This is a genomic window from Prochlorococcus sp. MIT 1303, assembly GCF_001631965.1.
Taxonomy (GTDB): Bacteria; Cyanobacteriota; Cyanobacteriia; order PCC-6307; family Cyanobiaceae; genus Prochlorococcus; species Prochlorococcus marinus_D.
On the sequence record NZ_LVHK01000044.1, the window covers coordinates 521,362 to 546,268 of the forward strand.

The window sequence follows — 24,907 nt, forward strand, 5'->3', positions numbered from 1 at the left end:
AGCGCGTTATTCTCCTGCCCAGAGATTATATTTAAGGATGCAGTATATAGCCCTTATCCCGTCTTTCCAGCCAATTTTCTTGCCTTCGTCATATGTTCTCCCGTAATAAGATATCCCGACTTCGTAAATTCTGATATTCATCTTTGAGATTTTCGCTGTTACTTCGGGTTCAAAGCCAAATCTGTTTTCTTTTATATTGATTGATTGAATAACTTCACGCCGAAATGCTTTGTAGCACGTCTCCATATCTGAGAGGTTTAGGTCAGTGAAGAAGTTGCTCATTAGCGTGAGCAGCCCGTTTCCGATTCGATGCCAGAAATAGACAACTCGATGGGGGCGCCCACCCTGAAATCTACTACCAAAAACCACGTCCGCTTTTCCATCAAGGATAGGCTGTATGACGATTTGAAATTCTTGGGGATCGTATTCCAAGTCTGCATCTTGGACTATGCAAATATCCCCTTTTGCCTCATTGAATCCAGTTCGTAATGCAGCTCCTTTGCCTTGGTTTTGAGCGTGAAAGATGACTCGTACTTCAGGATCGTTTAGTTCACCTAAAATATCTCTTGTGCCATCTTTTGACCCGTCGTCAACAATAATGATCTCTCTTTTCTTGACAGGAGATTTTTTGACGGCCTCTATTAACGAAATAATTGTTTTCGACTCGTTGTAACACGGGATGATAATGCTCAGCATCATTATCGAAACACCCAATTCTTTTGAGCAACGTACGATAGCATTGCAAGGACAGGGACCATTGCGAGAGCAGCGATATTTTTGCTTATGTTTGCTGTTGCTCCTAGCTCAATACCACCCGTGTTAAGTATCCACATCGCTGTCATTAGAAGCGTGTACCGAATCACTGGTTTCTTTTGCCTCAACCCTTGAGCTCTGAAAACGAGCTTTCCGTAAATGGTGTAGCCGAAGATCGTGTTGACGGCCTGGCTGGTTAAAGTTGCTACAGCAATATTGACTACATTGCTTGCTAATAAGGCTTGAAGAACAGCATTCGTCAGGATTACATTTGCAGCTCCAGTAATCCCAAATCTTCTTTTTCTTCCTCTCCTTGAATCAATTTTTAATGCCCCATTGACACTTCTATGGAGAAGTGGAAGGGGCATTTGTTTTTGCATCTTTATCTAAAGACCAGGGTTAAATACACGGCCCATTATTTTATGTTAGCAACCCTTTTGCTTTCTTTACTACATTTTCTACGGTGAAGCCAAACTTCTCCATGCATGTGCCACCTGGTGCAGAAGCGCCAAAGCTGTTCATGGTCACACTGTCGCCATCAAGGCCGATGTACTTGTGCCAGCCAAATGATTCGGCGGCTTCCACCACGATGCGCTTGCGTACAGCGTTTGGCAGCACCTCTTGTTTGTATGCGCTGCTCTGTTCTTCGAAAAGTTCGACGCAAGGCATCGAGACCACGCGAATCTTGTGGCCTTCAGCACTGAGTTGTTTGGCGGCTTGCACGCAAAGGTCAAGCTCTGTGCCTGTACCGATCAGGATCAGATCAGCTGTTCCTTCGCAATCTTCCAGGACGTAGCCGCCGAGAGCGACATTTTCGATGGATGAATTGGCTTGGTTGGCCATGCCCTGACGGCTCAGGCAAAGAGAGCTGGGGCGTTTGCGATTCTGGATGGCTAATTTATACGCTCCGCTGGTCTCATTACCATCTCCGGGACGGAACACCAGCATGTTTGGCATGGCGCGCAGGGAGGGAATGGTTTCGACCGGTTGGTGGGTAGGGCCGTCTTCTCCCACACCGATTGAGTCATGGGTGAGTACGTAGATCACGCCAAGCTCACTTAAGGCTGAAAGGCGCATTGAGCCGCGCATGTAGTCAGCAAAAACCAGGAAGGTTCCGCCGTAGGGGATGAGGCCACTGTTGTGGTACGCGATGCCATTGAGGATTGCGGCCATGGCGTGCTCGCGCACACCGAAATGTAGATAACGCTTTTCGGGTGTTTCCGGTTGGAAGGAGCCGGCTTCACCTTTGATATCGGTGTAATTGGAGTGAGTGAGGTCGGCAGAACCGCCAATCAGTTCGGGCAGATTTGGCCCCAGCGCGCCGAGGCAGATCTGGGAGTGCTTACGCGTTGCGAGGCCGCTGTCTTCAGGGGTATAGGTCGGTAGATTTTTGTCCCACCCCTTGGGAAGCTCACCGCGCAACATCCGCTCGAATTCAGCTGCTTCATTTGGGTATTGACTTCTGTAGTTGGCGAGTGCTTGATTCCACTCAGATTCAAGGCGAGAGCCTTGATCGATGGCCTTGCGGTATTGGTCATAAGCCTCTTGGGGAATTTCAAAAGGGCCATAGTTCCATCCCAGTTGTTGGCGCGTGAGAGTGGCTTCTTCTTCGCCAAGGGGCGCCCCATGCACGCCGGCAGTGTCACTTTTGTTAGGGGAGCCGTAACCAATGGTGGTGGTCACCTTGATAATCGATGGCTTATCGGTCACGGCCTTGGCGGCAGCGATCGCCTTGGCGATGGCATTCACGTCGGTGTCGCCATTGGCGACATGTTGTACATGCCAGCCATAGGCCTCGTAGCGCTTGAGAACGTCTTCGGTGAAGGAAACGTCTGTGCGGCCGTCGATCGTGATGTGGTTGTCGTCGTAGAGGGCGATCAGTTTTCCTAGCTTGAGGTGGCCGGCAAGGGAGCAGGCCTCCGAGGAAATACCTTCTTGGTTGCAGCCATCGCCCATCACCACGTAGGTGTAGTGATCAACGATCTTTGCTTCGGGTTTATTGAATTTGGCCGCAAGGTGAGCTTCAGCGATCGCAAGGCCAACGGCATTAGAGATCCCAGCACCAAGGGGGCCTGCTGTGACTTCGACTCCAGGGGTTTCAAATGTTTCGGGATGTCCAGGAGTGCGGGAGCCCCATTGGCGGAACTGCTTGATGTCCTCGATACTCACCGAGTCATACCCGGTGAGATGCAACAGCGAGTAAACCAACATGCAGCCGTGACCGGCTGAGAGGACAAAGCGGTCGCGGTTGAACCACTGAGGATTTTTGGGGTTGTGATGCAGAAATTGGTCCCAGAGGGTGTAGCCCATGGGGGCACAGCCCATGGGAAGACCAGGGTGGCCGCTGTTGGCCTTGTTGACCGCATCGACGGCCAGCATGCGAATGCTGTTGATGCAGAGCGTGTCTAGGGAAGCAGTCGCAGCGACCATGGTGTTGAAATGGGATAGCAGGGAGTCTGAAGGATGGAGGCGGCAGAGCCGCTTAGGCCATTTGGCGGAAGGCGAGGCAGACGTTGTGGCCGCCGAAGCCGAAGGAATTGGAGAGCACCACGCTTAATCTGTGTTCTCTGGCCATGTTGGGGACATAGTCCAGATCACACTGTGGATCTGGGTTGAGGTAATTAATGGTGGGAGGCACCATGCCGTGCTGAAGGGCAAGCACGCACGCCACAGCTTCAATGCCGCCAGATCCACCAAGAAGGTGACCCGTCATGGATTTGGTGGAGCTCACAGGAATCTGATAAGCCCTCTCGCCGAGAGCATTTTTGATGGCTGCTGTTTCGTTGCTGTCATTGGCAGGAGTACTGGTGCCATGGGCATTGATGTAATCCACGCTGGTGGGCTCCAGCTCTCCGTCTTTTAGGGCCAGGCGGATTGCTTCTGCACCACCAACGCCGCCAGGGGTTGGTGAGGTGATGTGGTGGGCATCGCAGGTCATGCCATAGCCCACAATCTCAGCATGGATCGTGGCATCGCGATTTTTGGCGTGCTCAAGGGTTTCAAGGACCAGGACGCCAGATCCTTCTCCGATGACGAATCCATCTCGTTCTGCATCGAACGGACGGCTAGCCGTGGCGGGGTCATCATTGCGGAAGGAGAGGGCCTTGGCACTGGCGAAGCCAGCCACACCTAGTGGCGTGATGCTTGCTTCTGCACCACCACACACCATTACATCAGCTTTGCCGAGTTGGAGCAGCCGGAAAGCATCGCCGATGGCATTGGACCCAGCTGCACAGGCTGTGGCTACTGCTGAGCTGGGTCCTTTGGCCCCCAACGCAATGGCGGCAAGCCCGGAAGCCATGTTGGGGATCATCATCGGCACTGTGAATGGGCTGACCCGACCGGGACCTTTCTCATTCAAAACGTGGGCTTGGGTCTCCATGGTGAGCAGACCACCGACACCTGAACCAATAATCACCCCGATGCGGGAGGAATTTTCCTCTTCGATGCTTAGACCGGCATCAGCAACTGCCTGCTTGGCGGCTACTACACCGAATTTGCTGAATCGATCCCATCTTTTTGATTCCTTCGCTTCGAGGAAACCGGTTGGGTCAAAGTCTTTGACCTCTGCGGCAAAGCGACATGCATGGGCTGACGCGTCAAACAGGCTGATGGCGCCTACGCCATTGTTGGCTGTCTTCAACCCTTCTAAATAGTCCGCGACCGTGTTGCCAATCGGTGTGACCGCTCCGAGACCGGTGATCACAACCCGATGGAGATCCTCCATCATGCCGATCCTCAGGCTTGCTTGTCTTCGATGTACTTGACGGCATCACCGACGGTCGTGATGCCCTCAGCCGCCTCGTCGGGGATCTCGATGTCAAAGGCCTCTTCGAGGGCCATCACGAGTTCCACGGTGTCGAGGGAGTCGGCACCAAGGTCGTTCTGAAAACTCGATTCTGGCTTCACTTCGCCGGCCTCAACACTCAGTTGCTCCGTAACGATTGAACGGACTTTCTCAAGGATCGCTTCCTGGGACATAGCCGTGAAGACGGGACGACGCATCCTACGAGCTGGCGGTAGTGGGGTTAACAACGGTGACGGCAACACGTCGAACTTGTCTCACTAGGAGTCTTGCCAGTTACCGTTACTTCAAGCCTTTTGTTCCGGACCAGGCTCATGTCTCACGCTGTCAAGATTTACGACACATGCATTGGTTGCACCCAATGCGTTCGTGCATGCCCTCTCGATGTTCTCGAGATGGTTCCCTGGGATGGCCATAAATCCGGCCAGATCGCTGCATCTCCTCGCACTGAAGATTGTGTGGGATGCAAGCGATGCGAAACCGCCTGCCCCACTGATTTCCTCAGCATTCGGGTTTATTTAGGCGACGAGACCACGCGCAGTATGGGCCTGGCTTACTGATCTGAGTTCAACCTCTCATTCTCAGTTGGCCCTGTTTTGCGCATCTACCCCATAAGCTCAGCCCGGCAGGCGCCGGGCTTTTTTTATGTGCGGAATCGTTGCGGTTATTGGCTCCCGTGAGGCGGCCCCGTTGCTGTTAGAAGGGCTTAGGCAGCTCGAATACCGCGGTTACGACTCTGCTGGTCTTGCCACTGTTGAGCTGTTAGCTGAGGATGGTTCCAGTCGGCTCACCTGCCAGCGGGCTCAAGGAAAGCTGGTAAACCTCACAGCATGTGTGGAAGAGAAGGGTGCGCCAGGGCATTGCGGCATCGGCCACACCCGTTGGGCCACCCATGGCAAACCTGAAGAGCGCAATGCTCATCCCCATAGGGATGGCTCTGGTCTTGTGGCGGTAGTGCAGAACGGCATTATCGAGAATCACCGTTCTCTCCGCGAGGCACTTGAGGCCGAAGGGGTGAGGTTTGTTTCAGAGACAGATACGGAAGTCATTCCTCATCTCATCTCGCTTGAACTTCGTGCTCTGCAGGTTCAGGGCCGAGTCGTGAATGGAAGGATGTTGTTAGAGGCTGTGCAACGGGTGTTGCCTCAGTTGAAGGGTGCCTATGCCCTTGCAGTGGTTTGGGGCGAAGTACCAGGTGCTCTTGTCGTCGCACGCAAGCAGGCACCACTGTTGATTGGTCTTGGCGAAGGTGAATTCCTCTGTGCAAGTGATACGCCAGCTTTGGCAGGCTTCACGCGCACGATTCTTCCTATGGAAGATGGAGAGGTGGCCTTGCTCACGCCTTTGGGGATTGAGCTTTATGACGCACAAGGCGAACGGCAGCAGCGAAGCCCTTCACTGCTCAGTGGCGGTGATCAAGTGGCCGATAAACGTCACTTCCGTCATTTCATGCTGAAGGAAATCCACGAGCAGCCTGAGACTGCGGAGCTGTGGGTAGCACGTCATTTGCCTCCAGATCTTGCGTCTGATGATCCTGTGGCTTTGCCCTTCGATCATTCCTTTTATGCCGATCTAGAGCGTATTCAGATTTTGGCCTGTGGCACGAGTCGTCATGCGGCACTTGTAGGGGCCTATTTGTTGGAGCAGTTCGCGGGGATTTCGACTGCTGTCTTTTACGCAAGTGAGTTTCGCTATGCACCGCCTCCACTAGCACCCCACACACTCACTATTGGGGTGACCCAGTCTGGTGAGACCGCTGATACTCTCGCGGCATTGGCGATGGATGCTCAGCGTAGGCAGGCTCATGGGGAGCCTGCATTTGCGCCTCGTCAGTTAGGGGTGACGAATCGCCCAGAGAGCTCTCTAGCTCGTCAGGTTTCACACATTCTTGATATCGGCGCGGGGATTGAAGTGGGTGTTGCAGCTACTAAAACCTTTTTGGGGCAGTTGTTGGCTTTTTATGCGCTCGCTTTGGCATTTGCGGAACGTCGTGGCAGCCGTTCATCTGCGGAGCTCATCAAATTAAAAGAAGAACTAAGGGCTGTTCCAAATCAGTTGAGCTCGTTGGTGGAGCTCCATGATCAGCGCTCTGAAGTTTTGGCCCATCGCTTTGCAGATACCCAAGATGTGATCTTTTTGGGGCGTGGTATCAACTATCCGATTGCCCTTGAGGGAGCTCTCAAGCTTAAGGAGATCAGCTATATCCATGCTGAGGGATATCCGGCTGGGGAAATGAAGCATGGGCCGATTGCTCTGCTAGATGCACACGTGCCGGTCGTTTCGATTGCAATGCCGGGGGTGGTTTTTGAGAAGGTGCTCAGCAATGCACAGGAGGCGAAAGCACGTGATGCCAAGTTGATCGGAGTTGCGCCCGAGGGTCCTGATACTGCTCTATTTGATGCTTTGCTTCCTGTACCTGAGGTGAGCGAGTGGATTAGTCCTTTGCTAACTGTGGTTCCGATACAGCTGTTGAGCTATCACATTGCTGCCCATAGGGGCCTTGATGTGGATCAGCCCCGCAACCTAGCCAAAAGCGTCACAGTGGAATAGTTCAATTGATGATCATTTTTTCACTACGTCCGTAACGGTCTTCAAAGCGGACAATGTCGTCTTCGCCGAGGTATGGACCACTTTGCACCTCAATTAATTCCATAGGCATTCGGCCTGGATTGGTGAGTCGGTGTTTGCAGCCCAAAGGTATGTAGGTGCTTTGGTTCTCGCCTACCAAATGCTGCTCTCCATCTCTTTCGACTAAGGCGGTTCCTTTGACTACGATCCAATGCTCAGCACGGTGATGGTGCATTTGCAGCGATAGGCTTGCACCTGGCTTTACCTCTATTCGTTTGACCTGCCAACGGCTGTCTTCCACTACAGAGGTGTAATGCCCCCAAGGGCGATAGATCTTGCGGTGAGCCTTGCCTTCTGGGCTTCCGTCTGCTTCTAGTTGCTTGACAATCGTTTTTACGTCTTGAGCTTTGCTGCGCTCGGCAATCAGTACAGCATCGTCGGTCTCTACTACGATTAGGTTCTCTACTCCTAGGCCAACTACTAGGCGATGTTCACTGCGTAGATAGCAATTTCGACTTTCTTCTGCGATTACACGGCCTCGCAAAACATTGCCGTTGTCGTCTCGATCAGCGTTTTCCCAAAGGGCGCTCCAGCTACCTACGTCATTCCAGCCGGCATCGAGAGGCAGCACAGTGCCAAGCGCGGTTTGCTCCATAACTGCCACATCGATAGCAACATTGGGACATTTTGCGAATGCCTCACGTTCAAGCCGAAGGAAGTCGAGGTCGGGGAGATCCTCCTCTAGGGCAGCACGGCAGCAGCTCACTACCTCAGGAGATAGCCGCTCTAGCTCGCTGAGCATTGCACTGGCTTTGAATAGAAACATGCCACTGTTCCAGGTGAAGCGGCCACTGGCGAGAAACTGCTCAGCGGCGATGCGATCAGGTTTTTCCACAAACCTTGCAATGGGTACGGCTTTGGGTTCACCGTTGCCGAATGATTCTGCTGCTTCGATATATCCGTAACCTGTTTCAGGGGCGGTGGGCACGATGCCGAAGGTTACAAGTCGCCCGGCTTCTGCAGGGATGCGACCGGCCTCGATGACACGACGGAATTCGTTGGCATCACGAATGACATGGTCTGCAGCAAGCACCAATAGGAGCGGATCTTCTCCTCGTTCTGTGGCCTGTAGAGCAGCCACCGTTACGGCGGGAGCTGTGTTGCGTCCTATGGGCTCGAGCAGTATTGCTGTGGGTTCCACATCGATCTGGCGCATTTGCTCGGCCACGATGAATCGATGGTCTTCGTTGCAGATCAAAAGAGGCGCTGCGAGTCCCTCTATGCCTTTTAAGCGCTGCTGAGTTTGTTGGAGCAGAGTTTTATGGCCGCAGCCATCGAGGGCCCAGTACTGCTTGGGGTAGCTCGCGCGCGACAGCGGCCAAAGGCGGGTGCCTGTTCCGCCACACAGGATTACCGGAATGAGGGGGGTGGCGGCCACAGTGTCTTCCTTCAATGTTCCCAGAATCGCTTAGATATCTTGCTTCTGTCGATGGCTTAGAGCTCTAGCAGTCCAGGAGGTGGTGTGAGTCGGAGCCAGCCTTGATTGAGTTGCACTTCTGGAACGATGGCTTCTACGAATGGAACCAGAACCCGCGGTCCTGTTAGTAATTCGATCTCGAGGAGGTCGTTCCCGGCGGTGGTGAGGTCGATGACATGACCGATTGCAGGGCCTTCCGCTTGCAAACGGGCTTCGAGGCCGACCAAATCAAGCAGGTGAAACTCGCCTTCGGCCAGGCTAGGACGATCACTTGAAGGCACCAGTAGGTTTTGGCCTACAAGCGCTTCGGCCGCATTGCGATTGTTCACCCCAGCAAATTTCACGACATACAGCGACCTGCCAGGTAGTTGACGTCCAGTCAGCAATTCAATAGGTCGTGGCTCACCATTGCGTTCTTTGAGCCAGCGTTGGCCAGGAAGAGTGAAGCGTTCAGGGAAGTCACTGCTGGGGTTGATGCGTAGTTCACCTTGCATTCCTTGGGCGGCCACCAGTTTCCCCACGGTGAGCCAGTCTTCGTCGCCGTTCATGGGCGGAGAAAGCATGTCTGCTGATAATGGCGCTAAGACTGCCAAAAGCTGATCTCATGGCCTCTGTAGAAGCACCGATCTTGCCTGGTTCCAATGTGGTTGTGAACGAGATTCGCTCGATCTACAACGGCTATAGCGGATGTGTTCAACGTATCAGTGGAGATCGAGCTGCGGTGTTGTTTGAGGGGGGGAACTGGGACAAGTTGGTCACGATTCCGCTGAAACATCTTTTGCTGTCTTGAGGTTTTTGGCAGCCCCTTCACTGCTGCCAGTGACTTTCTCTAGTCAGCAAGGAGATTGATCTCCATCTTTCAGGAGCATGGTTTTCTGTTCAGTGCGGCTTTAGTTGTCGGTAGCTGATTGGGTGAGTGCCTCAAGTGAGTGGCGGGCTGCCTGTTGTTCGGCATTGCGGCGGGAGCCTCCCCAACCCTCTCCAATTGGCCGATCATCGAGATGCACTTGGCAAACATAACGTTGAGGATCGCCATGTTGCTTGCTTCGTTCTGCACATTCGTAGCGGGGTAGCCCGAGCCCCCTTGCCTGGCTCCATTCCTGCAGCGCGGATTTGCTATTGAGTCGATGAGGATCGGCTAGAACCGCACTGCTTGCCTCGTGCCAGTGGGGTGTGAGCCAGTGGTGGATTGGCTCAAGGCTTTGCCAGCACTCATAGAGCGCTCCAATCAACGCTTCGGTTGCTTCAGCCTGCAGGGTGGGTTTAGCAGAGGCATCCCCTGCAGCCATGGGTCCGATGATGAATACTGCTTCGATGCCGATACGTTGACCGACTTCGGCTAGCCAGCGATCACTCACAAGGTGAGCTCTTAATGCCGAGCGCTCGCCTACATCCATGCGCGGGAAGTGGCGATCGATATATTCCGAGGCGGCTAGCCGCAGAACTGCGTCGCCAAGGAATTCCAGGCGCTCGTGGTTGATGATTTCTTGAGCGGAGGTGTGCGTCAGTGCTTCATCGAGAATGGCTAGACCTCTCGGTTCAGTTCCAGGGCAGCTTTTTGATCGTGCAGGATCCACCAGCGCGAGTTTCTTCAGCAGGTTTTGCAGTTGCTGGACCCGCTCGTTAGAGAGGTTTTTTGGGGTTGTTCGGGATGTTTTCGTCTTCGATCGATGAGTCATCACGCTAAGGATGGATTGTCTGGCCTTCTCTGCAGATTGATCAACAGCGTTAGGGAAGAGGGTGAAAGCAGGTCGTAAGCCGGGTTCTGTTCACTGCTCAAGAGCAGTGGGTGCTCATCTATCTAGGACCGCCGTTACCGACGGCCTCAAGCGGCGCATTGATGTGGAACGTGGCAGATGGCCAGCCATCGCCCCTTGGCCTTGCTCCCAACCGGGGTTTACCGAGCCAGCACCTCTCGATGCTGCTGGTGCGCTCTTACCGCACCTTTGCACCCTTGCCTGTGCCCGGAGTAGAACCCCATGAGGCCATCGGCGGTGTTTTTCTGTGGCACTCTCCTCACGGTCACCCGCACTGGGCATTACCCAGCAAGTCTGGCCATCGGGGAGCCCGGACTTTCCTCAACCAAGCTCGTCTTGCCAAGGGCAATGACGACTTGATCGCGAACACCTCACCTGCTTTCAGCTTCCATCATGCATTGAGGGCATAATTCCCTGTGATGGGGCTGTAGCTCAGCCGGATAGAGCGACGGTTTCCTAAACCGTAGGTCGTGGGTTCGAGTCCCGCCAGCCCCGTTTTTTGCCAACTGTTCGCGGTAGCCGGTACTACATCTGGTGGGCTAGGCAAATGCCACGCTCTCGCTAGTGTTGATTCGGTGGATCAGGCGTCATGACCCAGCTTCACGATCTGCGGCTACGGCTACTTGTGCAGCAGGAAAGCGAGAGCATTGCAAATTCACAGCCCATGGACCTGGACCTCTCTGTGGTTCAGGCTCGCTGCCTCTGTTGGTTGGCTTTATTGGCTGAGGCTCATGAAGATCAGGCCAGTGATGCTGAACGCCGAGGTGATACTGAGCAGGCGATGGGTTGGTTTGCTGATTCGATGCGACTGCGCGATGTGATCCAGGTGGTGTCCACCATTGAGATTCCCTTGCCGGCTCCAGGTGATACAGATTCGGGTGAGGGCAGTTTTTCAAGCGAGCCTCCTCTTGCGGCTTAGTAGATGGCATGATGGGATGTGAGCTAGACGGAGTGCGGTGCCTGAAGAGCCCTGTCAATGCCCTGACTGTCAAAGGTTTTACCGGGAGCATGATCGGCTGATTCGTGAGTGCCCTACCTTGCGTCATCAGCAGGAGCTCAATTGGGCTGCGTTGCAGTCTTTTCGAACACTTTCTGGTCGTGTTCTTGAAGATCTGCAGAAGCAATATGGTTCCCAAGCCAATGAGGCTGCTAATACTCAGGCCACTCCTGTTGGTGGGGGAGAAGAGCCAGCTGATGAAATCCAGCAATCGATCGCTGATTTGGAGAACATCAATGCGCACCTGTTCTCCATCGAAGCCCTGATGGAACGCATCTTTGATGTGAAGGTGCCAGAAGCTGTTGAGCAGAAATTCCGAGAGCTTGCAGGTGAACTAGCTCCAGATCCTCTCAATGCAGATCGGCTTCGCCTCAACCGTCTTCTGCATCAGACCCCTGATTTGCCTGATCGCAGTTAGTTTTCCTACCCATCGTTTATTGATTCTTCAGGGCACATCGCAGGTAATTTCTACGGGGAAGGGCTCAGCTTTCCAGATTGTCTGACAGTAGTCTTGGATTGAGCGGTCTGAGGAGAAGAAGCCAGTCCTTGCAGTGTTTAACAGTGACATCCGGTTCCATTGTTTCCGGTTGGTCCAGGCTAGGTTGACCTCGTCCTGGGCGCGCAGATAATCGGCGAAATCGGCTAATACGAAGAATGGATCGAAGCCAGTGAGGTTGTCGAGCAGGGGGCGGAACAGTTCGCCATCGCCATTGCTGAAATGGCCAAGGCCGATCAGCCTTAAGGCTTCCGCTAGCTCGGGCAAGGTTTCAACAATTTGCCTGGGCCGATAGCCTTTAGTTTGGAGCTCCATGATTTCCTTCTCGGTTTTGCCAAACAGGAAGAAGTTCTCAGGGCCGACTCGCTCACGGATTTCAACGTTGGCACCATCAAGGGTGCCGATGGTGAGAGCTCCGTTCATCGCGAACTTCATGTTGCCGGTGCCTGAAGCTTCCTTGCCTGCTGTTGAGACCTGTTCGGAGAGGTCTGAGGCGGGATAAATCTGCTCAGCGAGTTTTACGTTGTAGTCAGGTAGGAAAACGACCCGAAGGCGGCCCTCCATATCGGGATCAGCGTTGATTGTTTCGGCAATGCCATTGATGAAGCGGATGATCAGTTTGGCCATGTAGTAGCCAGGTGCTGCCTTGCCTCCAAAGATCACGGTGCGCGGAGCCATTCCCTTGGCCTGGCCGTTCTTGATGCGCAGGTAGTGGGTGATCACCTGCAGGGCATTGAGGTGTTGGCGTTTGTATTCATGGATTCGTTTGACCTGCACATCGAAGAGGCTCGAAGGATCCACCAGAACACCGCTTTGTCGATGGATGTAACCGGCAAGTTTGCGCTTCACCGAAAGTTTGGTTGCTCCCCATTGCTCTAGGAAGGCGGTGTCATGTTGCCGCTCCTCCAGCTTGGTGAGTAACTCCATGTTGGTGATCCATTCAGGACCAACGTGTTCATCGAGTAGTCGTGAGAGGGCTGGGTTGGCAAGGGCTACCCAGCGCCGCGGCGTGACGCCATTCGTGACATTGGTGAATTTTTCCGGCCAGATCTCAGCGAATTCAGGCATCAGCTGTCGCTTCAACAGATCAGAGTGCAAAGCCGCAACACCGTTCACATGATGGGCTGCAATGGTGGCCAAGTTCGCCATGCGCACGGCCTTGCCACCATCCTCATCGATGATCGACAATTTTCGCTGGATCGCATCATTGCCTGGGTAACGCAGGCGCACCTGTTGTAGGAAGCGGCGGTTGATCTCATAGATCAGCTCAAGGTGGCGGGGCAGCAGGCTGCCAAAGCGAGTGAGATCCCACTTCTCTAGAGCTTCTGGCAACAACGTGTGGTTGGTGTATGCGACTGAGCGGGTCGTGATGTCCCAGGCGGTATCCCAATCCAGATAGTGCTGATCAATGAGCAGTCGCATCAGCTCTGCTACCGCAATCGCCGGGTGGGTGTCGTTGAGCTGAACGGTCCAGTGATTAGGGAACTCTTCAATGGGAATGCCTCGGTTACCAAGACTGCGCAGCATGTCTTGGAGGGAGCAGCTCACAAAGAAGTGTTGCTGCTTGAGGCGCAGGCGGCGGCCTTCATCGGTGCCGTCATTGGGATAGAGCACCTTGGAAAGGGTTTCTGAACCAACCTTTTCTTCCACAGCGCCGTAATAGTCACCGATGTTGAAGGCGTAGAAATCGAAGCTTTCAGTCGCGTCTGCTCGCCAGAGGCGTAGGCGGTTACAGGTGTTGACCCGATAGCCAAGGACCGGCACATCGTGGGGAATGCCGATGGCATGCTCGGAGGGGATCCAGCGTGAGCGGTAGTTGCCCTTTCCGTCGGTGTAGCTCTCGGTGCGACCACCAAAGCCAACGAAGCAGGCCTCCTCGGGTTGGGGGAGTTCCCAGGGCCAACCACCCTTGAGCCATTTGTCTGTGACCTCTACCTGCCAGCCATCTCGGATCAACTGGTTGAAGATGCCGAATTCGTAGCGGATTCCATAGCCGATAGCTGGCACCTGCAGGCTGGCCAGTGATTCCATGTAGCAGGCGGCAAGACGGCCTAGACCTCCATTGCCGAGACCGGGCTCTTCTTCGACCTCAAGGATCTGATCGAGTGATTCGATCCGGAAGCGGCGTAAAGCTTGCTCTGCGATGTCTTTCGAGATGCCAAGGTTGAGCAGGTTGCTGTTGAGCTGCGGACCGATGAGGAATTCAGCAGATAAATAGGCCACCGTCTTGTGGGGTCGGGCTCGAATCGCCTCAAGACTTGCCAGGTAGCGAGTCATCAGCCGATCCCGCACGGCATAACTCAGGGCCATGTAGAGGTCATGGTTACTTGCTGTGGGAGCAAGTTTTCCGAGGGTAAAGAACAGATGTTCTGTCATCCCGTCGAATACAGCATCGGCATCTAGCCCGGCTCGTTCAGGGTCGGCGAAGCACCCCGGAGTGGGTAGGCGTAGATCTAGGGGGTGGGAGCTGCTCATGACGGCGGAGAGAAAATAATGTGGGAGGGCTGGAGGCTCTCCTTGTAAGGGGTATTAAGGGAACGAGTAATCAGGCGTAGCAGGAGTCAGTGGCCGATCGGCAGCTCAAAAGGTGTCAAGGTGATTGATTTGTGCATCCTCGTTACGTGCGTTGAGGATGCTCATTCTCTTGAGGCGAAGGGTTTAGGCCATCGAGCCCCGCTGGGGAATCTCTGGAAGTTAGCTGCGATATGCGGCTTGTTTGCCTTAGCAACCGCACATCAACACTTGCAGGTTCCAATCAAGCTTCGTTCTGAGAACACCAAAGCAGGATTCGCCTTTCCTTTAATCTCGCTCACAAAGACTGAAATCCGTCTCCATGGTTTTGCATTCGGTGTTGTCCGTGCTGAGCAGCCACGACGTGGAGGTGGCTGAAACATTGATCGGTGTGCTGAATTTCCTGCTGATTTTTGTGGCAGCACGCACTCTTGCTGAGCTTTTGGTGCGTTTGCATCTACCGACGATCGTCGGCGAACTGCTGGCAGGGGTTCTGATCGGTGCCTCAGGTTTGCATTTGTTGGTTCCGCCGAGTGCGCATGTTCAGTTGAACGAAGGTTTGGTCAGCCTGATCAGCGCCTTGGCCTCGATCCCTCCTGAGGCAGTCCCAGACCTCTATTACGAAACTTTCCCCTCTCTGCAAGCGGTTGCCACGCTCGGTTTGTATGCCCTGCTTTTCCTCACTGGATTGGAAAGTGAGTTGGAAGAGTTGGTTGCCGTAGGAGTCCAGGCCTTCACAGTTGCCATGGCTGGCGTGGTGCTGCCTTTTGCTCTAGGCACCTTTGGTTTGATGGCTCTGTTTCAGGTGGAATTGATCCCGGCGATTTTTGCTGGTGCTTCGATGACTGCTACCAGCATCGGTATCACTGCCAGTGTGTTTGGCGAACTCGGTTATCTCAAAACGCGCGAGGGCCAGATCGTGATTGGTGCGGCTGTGCTTGATGACATCCTTGGCATTGTGATCTTGGCCGTTGTTGTTGCCTTGGCCACAGGCGGGAGCCTCGAGATTGCTCCGATTGTGAAACTTGTTGCAGCAGCGACAGTGTTTGTGGTCTTAGCAATCGCGCTTAGTCGTACTGCGGCGCCGGCGTTTGATTGGGTGATCGATCGGCTTAAGGCGCCTGGAGCAGTAGTAGTTGCATCGTTTGTGATCTTGGTGTTCTGTTGCTTTGTAGCTACAGCGATTGGTTTGGAGGCCGCTTTGGGAGCATTCGCTGCTGGATTGATCCTGAGCAGCTCGAAGAACAATCGCGCAATTCAGCAGTCAGTTTTGCCGATTGTGACTCTCTTCGCCACGATTTTCTTTGTCTTGGTTGGCGCTGGCATGGATCTTTCAGTGATCAACCCTTTAGATCCTGCGAGTCGCTCTGCAATCGTTGTAGCTGGCTTCCTTTTGGTGGTAGCGATTGTGGGCAAGATTGCAGCCGGTTGGGCTTTCTGGATCGATAAACCCACCAATCGCTTGGTGGTTGGGCTTGGCATGATGCCTCGCGGCGAAGTCGGTTTGATTTTTCTTGGGCTGGGTACAAGCGCCGGGCTGCTTTCTCCGTCTTTAGAAGCAGCAGTTCTATTGATGGTGATTGGCACCACCTTTCTTGCGCCGTTGCTGCTTCGCTTGGTGCTTCGAGACAAACCGCCTGGAGGCGGCAATGTCATCCCTGATGACGTTGCCGCCAATCCTGTCGGGCTGGTTTAGTGCAGCTTCTTTGCTTGCACAGGCCTCAAAAGTAAAAGAATTGCCTACCATCACCTTTCGCCACCGTCGCCGTTGTGACGTCAGCTCCATCTGCCGTGCTTAATGCTTCCTGGAGCCATCTGGGGCACGATGTTCATTGCCTACAACGCATCCCAGAACAGGATGTTGAGCATGGGGGACGCCAACGGCCGGCACTGTTGTTGGTGCATGGTTTTGGAGCTTCTACCGATCACTGGCGCCACAACATTCCGAAGCTCTCTCTCACCCATGAGGTGCATGCCATAGACCTGCTTGGCTTTGGTCGTAGTGCCAAACCTGGCGGGCTGGATTATGGCGGGGACCTTTGGAAAGACCAGTTGGTTTCATATGTCAACGAGCGCATTGGAAGGCCCACTGTGATTGTTGGCAATTCGCTTGGAGGTTATGCCGCCTTGGCTGCAGCTGCTGCTCTTGAATCGCAATCGGCCGGAGTGGTTTTACTGAATGCTGCTGGTTATTTCAGCGATGAGAAGTTTTCTCCAAAACCAAAAGATATGAGTTCGAGGCTTCGCCAGATGATTGGGCAAGGTCTTTCAAGGGATCTTGTGGTGAAGTGGTTGATATATCCTTTGATACAGAGAATGATCTTTGAGAATCTGCGTAGGCCTGGTGTCATTCGCAGGACTCTCCAGCAGGTTTATATCGATCCTGCCAATGTTGATGATGATCTAATTGAGTCGATTCGTAGGCCTTCTCTGGATCCAGGCGCATTCCAAGTGTTTCGCAATGTTTTTCAGGCACGTGGGCTTAGGGGTAAGGCTATTGATGAATTGTTTAATGATTTGCAAGCTCCTCTGTTATTGCTCTGGGGTGATGGTGATCCTTGGTTGAGGAATGCAAAAGCCAAGCAAGATAAGTTTCGCACATATGCCAAAGAAGCTTCTTTGGAAGTGAAAGAGGTGCTTTTAAATGCTGGACATTGCCCTCATGATGAGGTGCCTGACTTGGTGAATTCTGAATTGCTGGAGTGGCTAAATGGTTTGAGTATTGCTTGATTTAGGAATGATTGACGGCCATCGTGCTCCTCTTCTACGCAAGCAGAGTCCCTATCCTCATTGGCAGTATCTGCACCCAGAAAGTGGTGATCGTTTGCGGATTGTGCCTGAGCGAGGTGGTTTAGTCACTGATTGGTGTTGTAACGGCCATGAGCTGCTCTATTTTGATCAGGAGCGTTTTGCGGATCCAGAGAAAAGTATTCGCGGAGGCATTCCAGTGTTGTTTCCCATCTGCGGAAACCTGCCAGGGGATTTATTACCCTTGCCAAGTGGTGAGTTCATTCTTAAACAGCATGGTTTTGCTAGGGATCAGCCCTGGGAATTACAGCTATTAGAAGATCACAGTGGCGTGAAGCTTAGCCTTGGTGATAGTGAAGAGACGCGTGCTGCTTATCCATTTTCTTTTTTGCTTGAGATGGTGGTGCGCCCGATTCGCAATGCTTTAGAGATCGAGGTAGATGTGCATAACCGTAGTCAAATTGCGATGCCCTTCAGTTTTGGTTTGCACCCTTATTTCAAGGTGACTGACTTGAACAAGGTTCGCCTCGAAGGCTTGCCAAATTCATGTCTCAATCATTTGCAGATGGCAGAAGCTGAAACTGCTATCCAATTGGCAGCTTTAACTGAGGGGGTGGACTTTTTAACTCGCCCTGCGGGCCCAGTCACCCTTGTGGATGAAGCCTCTGGGAGATCTCTGCAGCTTCAGCATGAGAATCCCATGGATCTCACTGTGGTGTGGACTGATCCGCCGCGGCAGATGGTATGCCTTGAGCCTTGGACTGGGCCGCGGGAGGCATTGATTAGTGGAGATCGCAAGTTGGAGATCGAAGCTGGTGGCCAGCAGAGGCTGAGATGTTCCTTGGTTAATTGTTGATCAATTTTCCCTATTGATGCAACTTTAATCCAAGTGAAAGTATCTTGATTTTCAGATTGAGTACGCATATTCTGAATTGATATTGGCTGACCAATCTGCTGCCTTTCGGCTCGTATTCGGCCATGCCATAAGGTTTAAATTAATCTACCTTGATTGGACTTGTCTTGAATGCATCCTTGCGCAAAGGGCTTGGAGCTTTGAGCTTGATGGTCTAATCGTTTTGGAAAAGTTTAATATGGGATATGTTGGTCTCTGCAGTGACCATGACTTGGATATAATCTTTTAGGATTTAAGCTGATTGGTATACTTGGGTGCAATTAAAGACTTGGGAAGAGGCCTGGCTGTTTAGATCTTGTGCCTGATAGGTGTCTATATGCTAGTGACTATTTCATGGATTAAGTCTGAGAAGATCCTGCGCTTTTCGATGCTCTATTGAGGCATTCCGCCATGCCTACTTGGCCGTTGATTAACCACGAGCTCCTGGTAACCGGCCTCTCGCTAGTTGTTGTTTTGGATCGAATTGTTGCTTCACAGCTTCAATCAGTGGCTTTGAGGGTGCATCCAGCCAAGCAGGCAGGCGACCGCCAGATTGGCTGGGTTGCTGCAGGAGTGTGAGCTGGCCACCGAGGCGAGCAATCTCGTGGCGCAGCGCGTTGAGATCTTCGCTTTGGCTGATCCCTTTTGCGTTGGCTGGTGATATTTGCCAGCCGTCGCCGATGCCAGCGCCAGCGGCAAGCTGCCAATGCCAGCCGTTGAGGGCTTGCAGTTCTTTGCTGGCGATCAGCCGGTGAATGTTGCTTGGTTGCAGTGCTACCCGTACCAGCCAATGGTTGCTATCGAAAGATCCTTCAGATGGGTGTGGCTCTTGATGGGGGCCGAGCCAGTCGAGCTGTTTTGTGCCCAGTTGATGTTGATTGGCGAGGGCTTTGAGGTGGCCTATTTGGTCGTTGACGGCTTGATCGCTCACGCTGGCCACGCCGATGTTGAGATGCCAGTCTTCTAAATCTGTTTTGATCCAATCGCAGTATTCCGGGGTGAAGCTGGTGCGCAATAGTGCAGCTCGCCATGCTTCCAGCGCTTCCAGAGAACCATCAAGGCGAAGGCCGATGTGTGCTGGCCGGATTGGTTGGCAGCGCAGAGTGAGTTCCGTGATCAGAGCCAAGCTGCCCCAACTGCCGCACAGCAGGCGCATGAGGTCATAGCCAGCCACGTTTTTGACTACCCGGCCTCCAGCATGCGCAGCAATGCCATCGCTACGCAGGAGTCCGATTCCGATCAGTTGGTCGCGGATACCCAGATGCCGCTGTCGCAAACCGCCGGCGAGGCCACGAGCCACCAACCCACCCACACTGCCAGCACTGTTGGGATCTGTGTTGGCTTTGCTTCCCCTGGGCCAGTTGACGGCTAGCCACTGATGGTGTTCTTTCAAAACCATTTGTAGCTCTGCCAGCGGCAGGCCTGCTTCAACATTGATCGTGAGGTCGTCGACAGCGTGATCAAGGATGCGCTTGAGACCACTCACGCTGATTGGTTGTGAAGGCATCTCCACAGGCGGCCCCCATTGCAGACGGCTGCCAAGACCACAGGGCAGCCAGGGGGTTGCCGCTGCATGCAGCTCTGCAACAAGATCGGCCAACTCCTTTGCCGTAGCAGGTGCTGGCACGTTGGCGGTATCGGCGAAGAACGTATTCACGTCACGATGGTGCCATGAAGATTGTGGTGCTTGATGACGACCCCACCGGCTCCCAGACTGTGCATGGCTGTCTGCTGCTGCTGCGCTGGGATGTTGATGTGTTGCGGCATGGGTTGCGCCACCCTTCGCCACTCGTATTTGTGTTGGCCAACACACGTGCGTTAGCCCCTGATCAGGCGGCATCCCGCAATCGTGAGATTTGTTCTGCTTTGCGGCAAGCATTCGCGGCGGAAGGGATGTCAGCAGCGGAGGTTGTTGTGGTCAGTCGCGGTGACTCCACGCTGCGCGGTCATGGCGTTTTGGAGCCTGAGGTGATCGCTGAGGAGCTCGGCCCCTTCGATGCGACGCTGCATGTTCCTGCCTTCCTCGAAGGAGGGCGCACCACGGTGAATGGCGTGCATTTGCTTGATGGCAAGCCGGTGCATTCCAGTGCTTTTGCCAAAGATCGCTTGTTTGGTTACAGCACTAGTGATCTCCCTGCTTGGCTAGAGGAGAAAAGTGGTGGGCAGATCCGAGCTCAAACTGTTCAGCGCCTCTGCCTTGCGCAGTTGGATGCGGCTGTTGAAAATCAAGATGCTGCGAAGCCATTGCAGACAGGCCGCACAGAGTTGCGTCGTTGGTTGGCTCGGCTTCATCACAATCAGTCTGTGGTGGTGGATGCGGAGCGTTCTGAGCAATTGCTGGCCTTAGCAGAAGCGGTAAGGCAGTTGGTTGGTCATAAGCGTTTTCTGTTTCGCTCTGCAGCAAGCTTGCTCAATGCTTTGGCAGATCTTGCACCCCAACCTCTTGCTGCTGATGGTTTGGCTGGCATGCGACGTAGCGATCACTCAGGTCAAAGATGGCCTGGGTTGGTGATGGTTGGTTCCCACGTTCCTCTGGCTGATGCTCAGTTGGAATGTTTACTCGAGGCGCCAGAGTGCATGGGGGTGGAATTGCCAGTTCCCCGCTTGGCGCAGATCTTGCAGAGGGGCTTGTCTGATGGGCGCTTGGCTGAATTGGAGCAGCATTGCTTCAATCAGCTTGGCGAGGCGCTTGCCATCGGTCGTACACCGGTGTTGTTCACGAGTCGCGGTGAATTGGATTGCTCAACATCAGCGGCAAGGCTGAGCTTTGGCGTTGCTTTGGCTCAATTGATGGCTCGTTTGGCGGCTGCTCTCGCGCCGAAGTTGGGCTATTTGATCAGTAAGGGTGGAATTACAACCCATACTCTGTTGGCAGAAGGGCTGGGCTTGGAGATGGTGCAGCTGGAGGGGCAAATCTTGCCAGGCTTGTCGTTGGTGCGGCCTTTAGCTGGAGATGGATTGGTTGATCTGCCGATCCTTACCTTCCCGGGAAATCTTGGTGATTCTCAAACCCTTTTGGATGCCTGGCGATTGATGGAGGCCGGCGGCACAGGCCAGTAGTTCCATTGGATGGGCGACTGCCACATCACCATCCAGATGGCGGCGGAGTTGCAAGGTGCAGCCAATGTTGGCGCTGGCAATCAGCTCAGCTCCAGTGTTGCTGAGGTCAGCAACCTTGATTCTCCCCAGCTCGGCAGCTTCTTGCGGGTTGACCAAGTTATAAATTCCGGCGCTCCCACAGCAAACTCCGGCTTCTGTGGCTTCGCTCAAAACTAGATGGGGAATGGCCTTCAATAGTTGTCTTGGTTGGGCTTGGATTCCTTGGCCATGAATCATGTGGCAGGCATCGTGGTATGCAACTTTCAGAGGAGTTTGGGGGCTGGCAGGCTGCCCATTGTGATGGGGAAGAGGCTGAAGCTTTTGCTGAAAGTTGCTGTCGAGACCGTGTTCCGCCAGGAATTCATGCACATCGAAGACGGGAATGTTGAAGCTTGCTGTTGCGTTGAGGAGTTCGCCGTAGGCCTTCATGGTGTGGCCACAGCCCGAGGCGGCCACCAGCACAGCCTCTAAGGGCTCGGCTCCAGCAGGTCGCCCTGGGCCGACAACATTGGCAAAGCTTTTAACAAGCTTTTCGGCTAGCTCTCGGGTTTGTTTGAGTTGCCCCTGGTGGTGGGAGACGGCGCCGCAGCAGCCTTGATCTTTTGGCACAACGACTTCAAAGCCATTGGCTTGCAGCACAGCAATAGTGGCTTGGTTCACGTTGGGATCGAAGCAACGTTGCACACAGCCAAGAACAAGCCCCACTCTGCTGCGGCGTTGACCTGTTGCAGGGTGGAGAACCTGCAGATCATCCTGAAAATTTTCTGCTGCAAGAGCAGGCAACAAGGCCTCCATCGCTTCCAGTTGGGGCCCAAGAATTTTGTTGATACCGAGGCGGCGGCTGAGCGCTTGTATTGGTGTACCCGCGTAGGCACGCAAAGGTTGCAGAAGGGCGCGCAGTCGGCCGGGATAGGGGAGCAACTTCAGCAGAACCTGGCGAAAGTGGTTCTGGCAGGGGCTGCGAAGTTCTGCTTGGTTCAGTAAAGGGCGCGTGGCCTCGATGAGCTGGTCGTAGCGAACGCCTGAGGGGCAGGCACTCACACAGGCAAAGCAGCCTAGGCAGGAGTCGAAGTGGCTAGCGACGGTGGCATCAAGCTCCAGCTCACCGTTGTCGATCGCCTTGAGGGTATGGATTCGCCCTCGCGGTGAATCCATTTCAGTGCCCAACACACGGTAACTTGCGCAGGTTGGCAGGCAGAACCCACAGTGCACGCAGGGGTCGGTGGCGTCTGCTGGGAGACGACTCAAGACCTTGTCATTTTGGTTTGGCGTGACGTCAACAGAAGTCATGCTTTGAGTCTGGCGACTTCCATACCGCTCTGTCGCATGCCGGCAGTATGTGCCATCACTATTGGCGATCGTTCTCATTACCTTTGGCTGCCCCAAGAAGCTTTGGTTGTCGGTACCAGCGTTTCGTTGGCATTAGTCGTTGATTAGTTTTTTCTCAAAGGGGGACGTTGCATTTTGTTGTTAACTTTGAATGAAAGAAATGAGCCGAAAAGAAGGTCTGGCCGGCTTGTTTTTATCTGTCATTAATTGTAGCCAGACGACTCGATTTCGAGTTTAAAAATGAATCCAATGCTTGCGGCTTGCTCGCCATTGAGAACATCTTGACCTTGTCATTTCTCACTGCGGAATTGTTTCTTTACTTTCGGTATTTTTGAGTTGCTGGGAAGATTAAATTCCTCAAGGATTCAATTGACTTCCTCCTGAAGATTTTCATGGCGAAATGCTTGATTGACAGCGAGCTTGCCGTTTAATGTATGCATTTCTTGGCTGCGTCTTGCGATGCCTTCGATTTTTGAACTATTTAGAAATGAATCAAGGCTTCATCGCTGAGACTTTTTCCTATTGACCAGAACTATTGAGAAATTACGAGATGCCATGGATTGCAGAGGAAGCAGAAGCGTAAATAGGATTTCCAAATACTTGGCTATAAGTACTTTCAGGTTTTCTTAGTATAAGATGAGCATGCCAGCCAATTTATTTTACCTTTTCAGATAGACAAAGGCAAGCTAGATTTCGCTGCGTGAGCAGTGATAGATAGACAAATTTTTGCGCCAAGGTATAAAATGTCATGGCTTTGTGTGGCCTGGCTTTCTTATATTTCTTCGTCTTTTTCTAATGGCGTAATGATGTTTTTTGATTGCATTCGCTAGAGAGGCTAATCCCTATCGCAGTCGATCTAGTCTTGCGGTTGGCGATAAAAATGAACCCTTCACTATGGCTAATAATCATTGATTACAGCTGGCAACTGTTAGGGCGTTAGCCTTAGAAGTGGCTGATGACGGCCTCAGAGAAGCCACTGCAACTCACAGGTTCTATGGGTGGGTCCATGAGGCGAGCCAGGTCATAAGTGACCTGTTGATTGGCAATCGCAGCACTGAGCCCTTTTGTGATCAAGTCTGCGGCTTCTTGCCAGCCCAGAAACTCCAGCATCATTACTCCGCTGAGGATCACCGATCCAGGGTTGATGCGATCAAGGCCGGCATGCTTGGGTGCTGTTCCGTGCGTCGCTTCGAAGATGGCAGCGTTCTCGCCGATGTTGGCTCCCGGGGCCATGCCCAATCCGCCCACCATCGCCGCGGCTGCGTCGGAGATGTAGTCGCCATTGAGGTTGAGTGTTGCCAGGATTGAGTATTCCTGCGGCCGCGTTTGGATCTGTTGGAAGATGCTGTCGGCGATGCGGTCATCGACAAGCACCATCGCTTTCCATTGGCCGTTGCCATGGCTGGTGCCGATGGCATCCAGCACGCCGTGCACTTCGGCATCGATGCTGGCCTTTCTCTCAGGCGTGAGGCTGTCGTAGCCAGGCTCGATCATGCGGGCATTGGCTTGGATGCTTAGTTGTGGATCGTTTTCAAGATTGCCGAGAATCCAGCTCTCCCTTTCGGTGATGCACACGTCGCGGAACTCGCTTGTGGCGAGTTCATAGCCCCAGTCACGGAAGGCTCCTTCCGTGAACTTCATGATGTTGCCTTTGTGCACCAAGGTGACGTGGCGCTTGTCGCCCTTCAGCCGAAGAGCATGTTGAATCGCTTTGCGGATATGACGCTGGCTGCCGTGCTTGCTTACCGGCTTGATGCCGATGCCTGAGCCTTCAGGAATCTGGCGTTTGCCGAGCTTGCCGTTGGCGGGAATGACGACAGTGTTGAGATGTTCGCGCAATGTCTGGCCGACTGGATCATCGGCTTCCCATTCCACCCCCATGTAGATATCTTCCGTGTTTTCTCGGTAGACGATGACATCAAGATCCTGAGGCCGTTTGTGGGGACTGGGTGTGCCCTTGTAGTAGCGACATGGGCGTACGCAGGAATACAAATCGAAGATTTGACGTAGGGCCACATTGAGGGAACGGATGCCGCCACCGATTGGAGTCGTGAGGGGACCTTTGATAGCGACCCCATAGGTGCGGATCGCTTCCAGGGTGTCTTCTGGTAGGTACTGGTAGGTGCCGTAGAGATCGCAGGCCTCGTCGCCTGCATAGACCTTGAACCATTCGATACGACGCACGCCTTGATAGGCCTTTGTTACAGCTGCATCCAGCACTCGTTGGGTCGCCGGCCAGATGTCCACACCTGTGCCATCACCGCGGATGAAGGGAATGATTGGCTCGTTGGGTATGACTGGCTGACCGTTCACGAAGCGGATGGCAGTGCCCTGGCTTGGTGTGGAGAGCTTCTCGAACTGAGCCATGGGAAACGTGCGCGACGGTGACGCGTGCTCAGGCGAGCCTATGCCTTGGTGGTGGTCCTGACGACCAGACTTAAGCGACTTAGCTTGAGCTTGCCAAAGTCTTCTCGA

General features: G+C 53.6%; 22 protein-coding genes, 1 tRNA gene and 1 other RNA gene. 11 read left to right on the top strand and 13 right to left on the bottom strand.

Features of this window, described 5'->3' with window-relative positions; translation table 11 throughout:
• Nucleotides 1-6 precede the first annotated feature (6 nt).
• From PMIT1303_RS11620 to acpP, 5 genes are read right to left on the bottom strand one after another with little or no spacing between them, the layout of a single operon-like run.
• Nucleotides 7-714, bottom strand: coding sequence for a glycosyltransferase family 2 protein (locus tag PMIT1303_RS11620; protein ID WP_231901489.1), 708 nt, complete (start codon nt 712-714; stop codon nt 7-9).
• Nucleotides 699-1,121, bottom strand: a complete 423-nt coding sequence (locus PMIT1303_RS11625) for a GtrA family protein (RefSeq protein WP_063398820.1) — start codon at nt 1,119-1,121, stop codon at nt 699-701. Before PMIT1303_RS11625 ends, PMIT1303_RS11620 begins: the two co-directional genes overlap by 16 nt.
• Nucleotides 1,122-1,173: 52 nt before the next feature.
• Nucleotides 1,174-3,183 carry a transketolase gene (gene tkt / locus PMIT1303_RS11630; protein ID WP_063398821.1) on the bottom strand — a complete coding sequence of 670 codons (2,010 nt, stop codon included), beginning with the start codon at nt 3,181-3,183 and terminating at the stop codon, nt 1,174-1,176.
• Nucleotides 3,184-3,235: 52 nt separating this feature from the next.
• On the bottom strand, nt 3,236-4,483 hold the full coding sequence (gene fabF, locus PMIT1303_RS11635) for a beta-ketoacyl-ACP synthase II (RefSeq protein WP_063398822.1): 1,248 nt from the start codon (nt 4,481-4,483) through the stop codon (nt 3,236-3,238).
• Nucleotides 4,484-4,491: 8 nt separating this feature from the next.
• Complete coding sequence (gene acpP, locus PMIT1303_RS11640) at nt 4,492-4,734, bottom strand: acyl carrier protein (protein WP_011131320.1); 243 nt, start codon at nt 4,732-4,734, stop codon at nt 4,492-4,494.
• A 138-nt stretch (nt 4,735-4,872) separates the two neighbouring features.
• Here acpP and psaC point away from each other — a divergent pair, with 138 nt between their 5' ends.
• On the top strand, nt 4,873-5,118 hold the full coding sequence (gene psaC / locus PMIT1303_RS11645) for a photosystem I iron-sulfur center protein PsaC (RefSeq protein ID WP_011827179.1): 246 nt from the start codon (nt 4,873-4,875) through the stop codon (nt 5,116-5,118).
• 85 nt (nt 5,119-5,203) lie between these two features.
• The gene (gene glmS / locus PMIT1303_RS11650; protein ID WP_063398823.1) at nt 5,204-7,108 is read left to right on the top strand and encodes a glutamine--fructose-6-phosphate transaminase (isomerizing); all 1,905 of its coding nucleotides are present in this window, start codon (nt 5,204-5,206) and stop codon (nt 7,106-7,108) included.
• 1 nt (nt 7,109) lies between these two features.
• Here the strand turns inward: glmS and PMIT1303_RS11655 are convergent, their stop codons facing one another.
• Together PMIT1303_RS11655 and rimM are read right to left on the bottom strand one after the other, a co-directional pair.
• Nucleotides 7,110-8,564: a mannose-1-phosphate guanylyltransferase/mannose-6-phosphate isomerase gene (locus PMIT1303_RS11655; protein WP_063398988.1), complete on the bottom strand. Its 1,455-nt coding sequence runs from the start codon at nt 8,562-8,564 to the stop codon at nt 7,110-7,112.
• A 56-nt stretch (nt 8,565-8,620) separates the two neighbouring features.
• Nucleotides 8,621-9,166 (bottom strand): ribosome maturation factor RimM, encoded by a 546-nt coding sequence (rimM, locus tag PMIT1303_RS11660; protein WP_063398824.1) that lies wholly within the window; start codon nt 9,164-9,166, stop codon nt 8,621-8,623.
• Nucleotides 9,167-9,207: 41 nt separating this feature from the next.
• Between rimM and PMIT1303_RS11665 the strand changes: the two genes are divergently transcribed.
• Entirely contained in the window at nt 9,208-9,393 is a 186-nt protein-coding gene (locus PMIT1303_RS11665) for an NAD(P)H dehydrogenase subunit NdhS (RefSeq protein WP_063396984.1), read from the top strand.
• Between the two features lie 100 nt (nt 9,394-9,493).
• On the opposite strand, the gene rnc is transcribed toward PMIT1303_RS11665, so the two are convergent.
• Complete coding sequence (gene rnc, locus PMIT1303_RS11670; RefSeq protein ID WP_063398989.1) at nt 9,494-10,282, bottom strand: ribonuclease III; 789 nt, start codon at nt 10,280-10,282, stop codon at nt 9,494-9,496.
• A gap of 59 nt (nt 10,283-10,341) precedes the next feature.
• An RNA gene (gene rnpB, locus PMIT1303_RS11675) (RNase P RNA component class A) lies at nt 10,342-10,743 on the bottom strand.
• A 38-nt stretch (nt 10,744-10,781) separates the two neighbouring features.
• Between rnpB and PMIT1303_RS11680 the strand changes: the two genes are divergently transcribed.
• The 3 genes from PMIT1303_RS11680 to PMIT1303_RS11690 all read left to right on the top strand — a co-directional run bounded on the left by PMIT1303_RS11680 (nt 10,782) and on the right by PMIT1303_RS11690 (nt 11,775).
• Nucleotides 10,782-10,855 (top strand) — tRNA-Arg (locus PMIT1303_RS11680).
• Nucleotides 10,856-10,949: 94 nt separating this feature from the next.
• A complete protein-coding gene (locus tag PMIT1303_RS11685) occupies nt 10,950-11,279 on the top strand; it encodes a hypothetical protein (protein WP_011827172.1) in 330 nt (109 codons plus the stop codon).
• Between the two features lie 37 nt (nt 11,280-11,316).
• Nucleotides 11,317-11,775 carry a hypothetical protein gene (locus PMIT1303_RS11690; RefSeq protein WP_063398825.1) on the top strand — a complete coding sequence of 153 codons (459 nt, stop codon included), beginning with the start codon at nt 11,317-11,319 and terminating at the stop codon, nt 11,773-11,775.
• A 27-nt stretch (nt 11,776-11,802) separates the two neighbouring features.
• Here the strand turns inward: PMIT1303_RS11690 and PMIT1303_RS11695 are convergent, their stop codons facing one another.
• Entirely contained in the window at nt 11,803-14,328 is a 2,526-nt protein-coding gene (locus PMIT1303_RS11695; protein ID WP_063398826.1) for a glycogen/starch/alpha-glucan phosphorylase, read from the bottom strand.
• A 120-nt stretch (nt 14,329-14,448) separates the two neighbouring features.
• Between PMIT1303_RS11695 and PMIT1303_RS11700 the strand changes: the two genes are divergently transcribed.
• The 4 genes from PMIT1303_RS11700 (at nt 14,449) to PMIT1303_RS11715 (ending at nt 17,968) form a co-directional block, all read left to right on the top strand.
• Nucleotides 14,449-14,742: a hypothetical protein gene (locus PMIT1303_RS11700; protein ID WP_063398827.1), complete on the top strand. Its 294-nt coding sequence runs from the start codon at nt 14,449-14,451 to the stop codon at nt 14,740-14,742.
• Nucleotides 14,687-16,060 carry a cation:proton antiporter gene (locus PMIT1303_RS11705; RefSeq protein WP_063398828.1) on the top strand — a complete coding sequence of 458 codons (1,374 nt, stop codon included), beginning with the start codon at nt 14,687-14,689 and terminating at the stop codon, nt 16,058-16,060. The genes PMIT1303_RS11700 and PMIT1303_RS11705 overlap by 56 nt, the downstream gene beginning before the upstream one ends.
• Nucleotides 16,061-16,134: 74 nt before the next feature.
• Nucleotides 16,135-17,094, top strand: a complete 960-nt coding sequence (locus tag PMIT1303_RS11710) for an alpha/beta fold hydrolase (RefSeq protein WP_011827167.1) — start codon at nt 16,135-16,137, stop codon at nt 17,092-17,094.
• A gap of 7 nt (nt 17,095-17,101) precedes the next feature.
• Nucleotides 17,102-17,968: a galactose mutarotase gene (locus PMIT1303_RS11715; protein WP_063398990.1), complete on the top strand. Its 867-nt coding sequence runs from the start codon at nt 17,102-17,104 to the stop codon at nt 17,966-17,968.
• A 466-nt stretch (nt 17,969-18,434) separates the two neighbouring features.
• On the opposite strand, the gene PMIT1303_RS11725 is transcribed toward PMIT1303_RS11715, so the two are convergent.
• Nucleotides 18,435-19,661 carry an FAD-binding oxidoreductase gene (locus tag PMIT1303_RS11725; RefSeq protein WP_082824498.1) on the bottom strand — a complete coding sequence of 409 codons (1,227 nt, stop codon included), beginning with the start codon at nt 19,659-19,661 and terminating at the stop codon, nt 18,435-18,437.
• Nucleotides 19,662-19,675: 14 nt separating this feature from the next.
• Between PMIT1303_RS11725 and PMIT1303_RS12990 the strand changes: the two genes are divergently transcribed.
• On the top strand, nt 19,676-21,064 hold the full coding sequence (locus PMIT1303_RS12990) for a four-carbon acid sugar kinase family protein (protein ID WP_074159241.1): 1,389 nt from the start codon (nt 19,676-19,678) through the stop codon (nt 21,062-21,064).
• On the opposite strand, the gene PMIT1303_RS11730 is transcribed toward PMIT1303_RS12990, so the two are convergent.
• Both PMIT1303_RS11730 and PMIT1303_RS11735 read right to left on the bottom strand, forming a co-directional pair.
• Complete coding sequence (locus tag PMIT1303_RS11730; RefSeq protein ID WP_063398830.1) at nt 20,948-22,393, bottom strand: (Fe-S)-binding protein; 1,446 nt, start codon at nt 22,391-22,393, stop codon at nt 20,948-20,950. The genes PMIT1303_RS12990 and PMIT1303_RS11730 overlap by 117 nt on opposite strands.
• A 981-nt stretch (nt 22,394-23,374) precedes the next feature.
• Nucleotides 23,375-24,799: an NADP-dependent isocitrate dehydrogenase gene (locus tag PMIT1303_RS11735; RefSeq protein ID WP_063398831.1), complete on the bottom strand. Its 1,425-nt coding sequence runs from the start codon at nt 24,797-24,799 to the stop codon at nt 23,375-23,377.
• Nucleotides 24,800-24,907 lie beyond the last annotated feature (108 nt).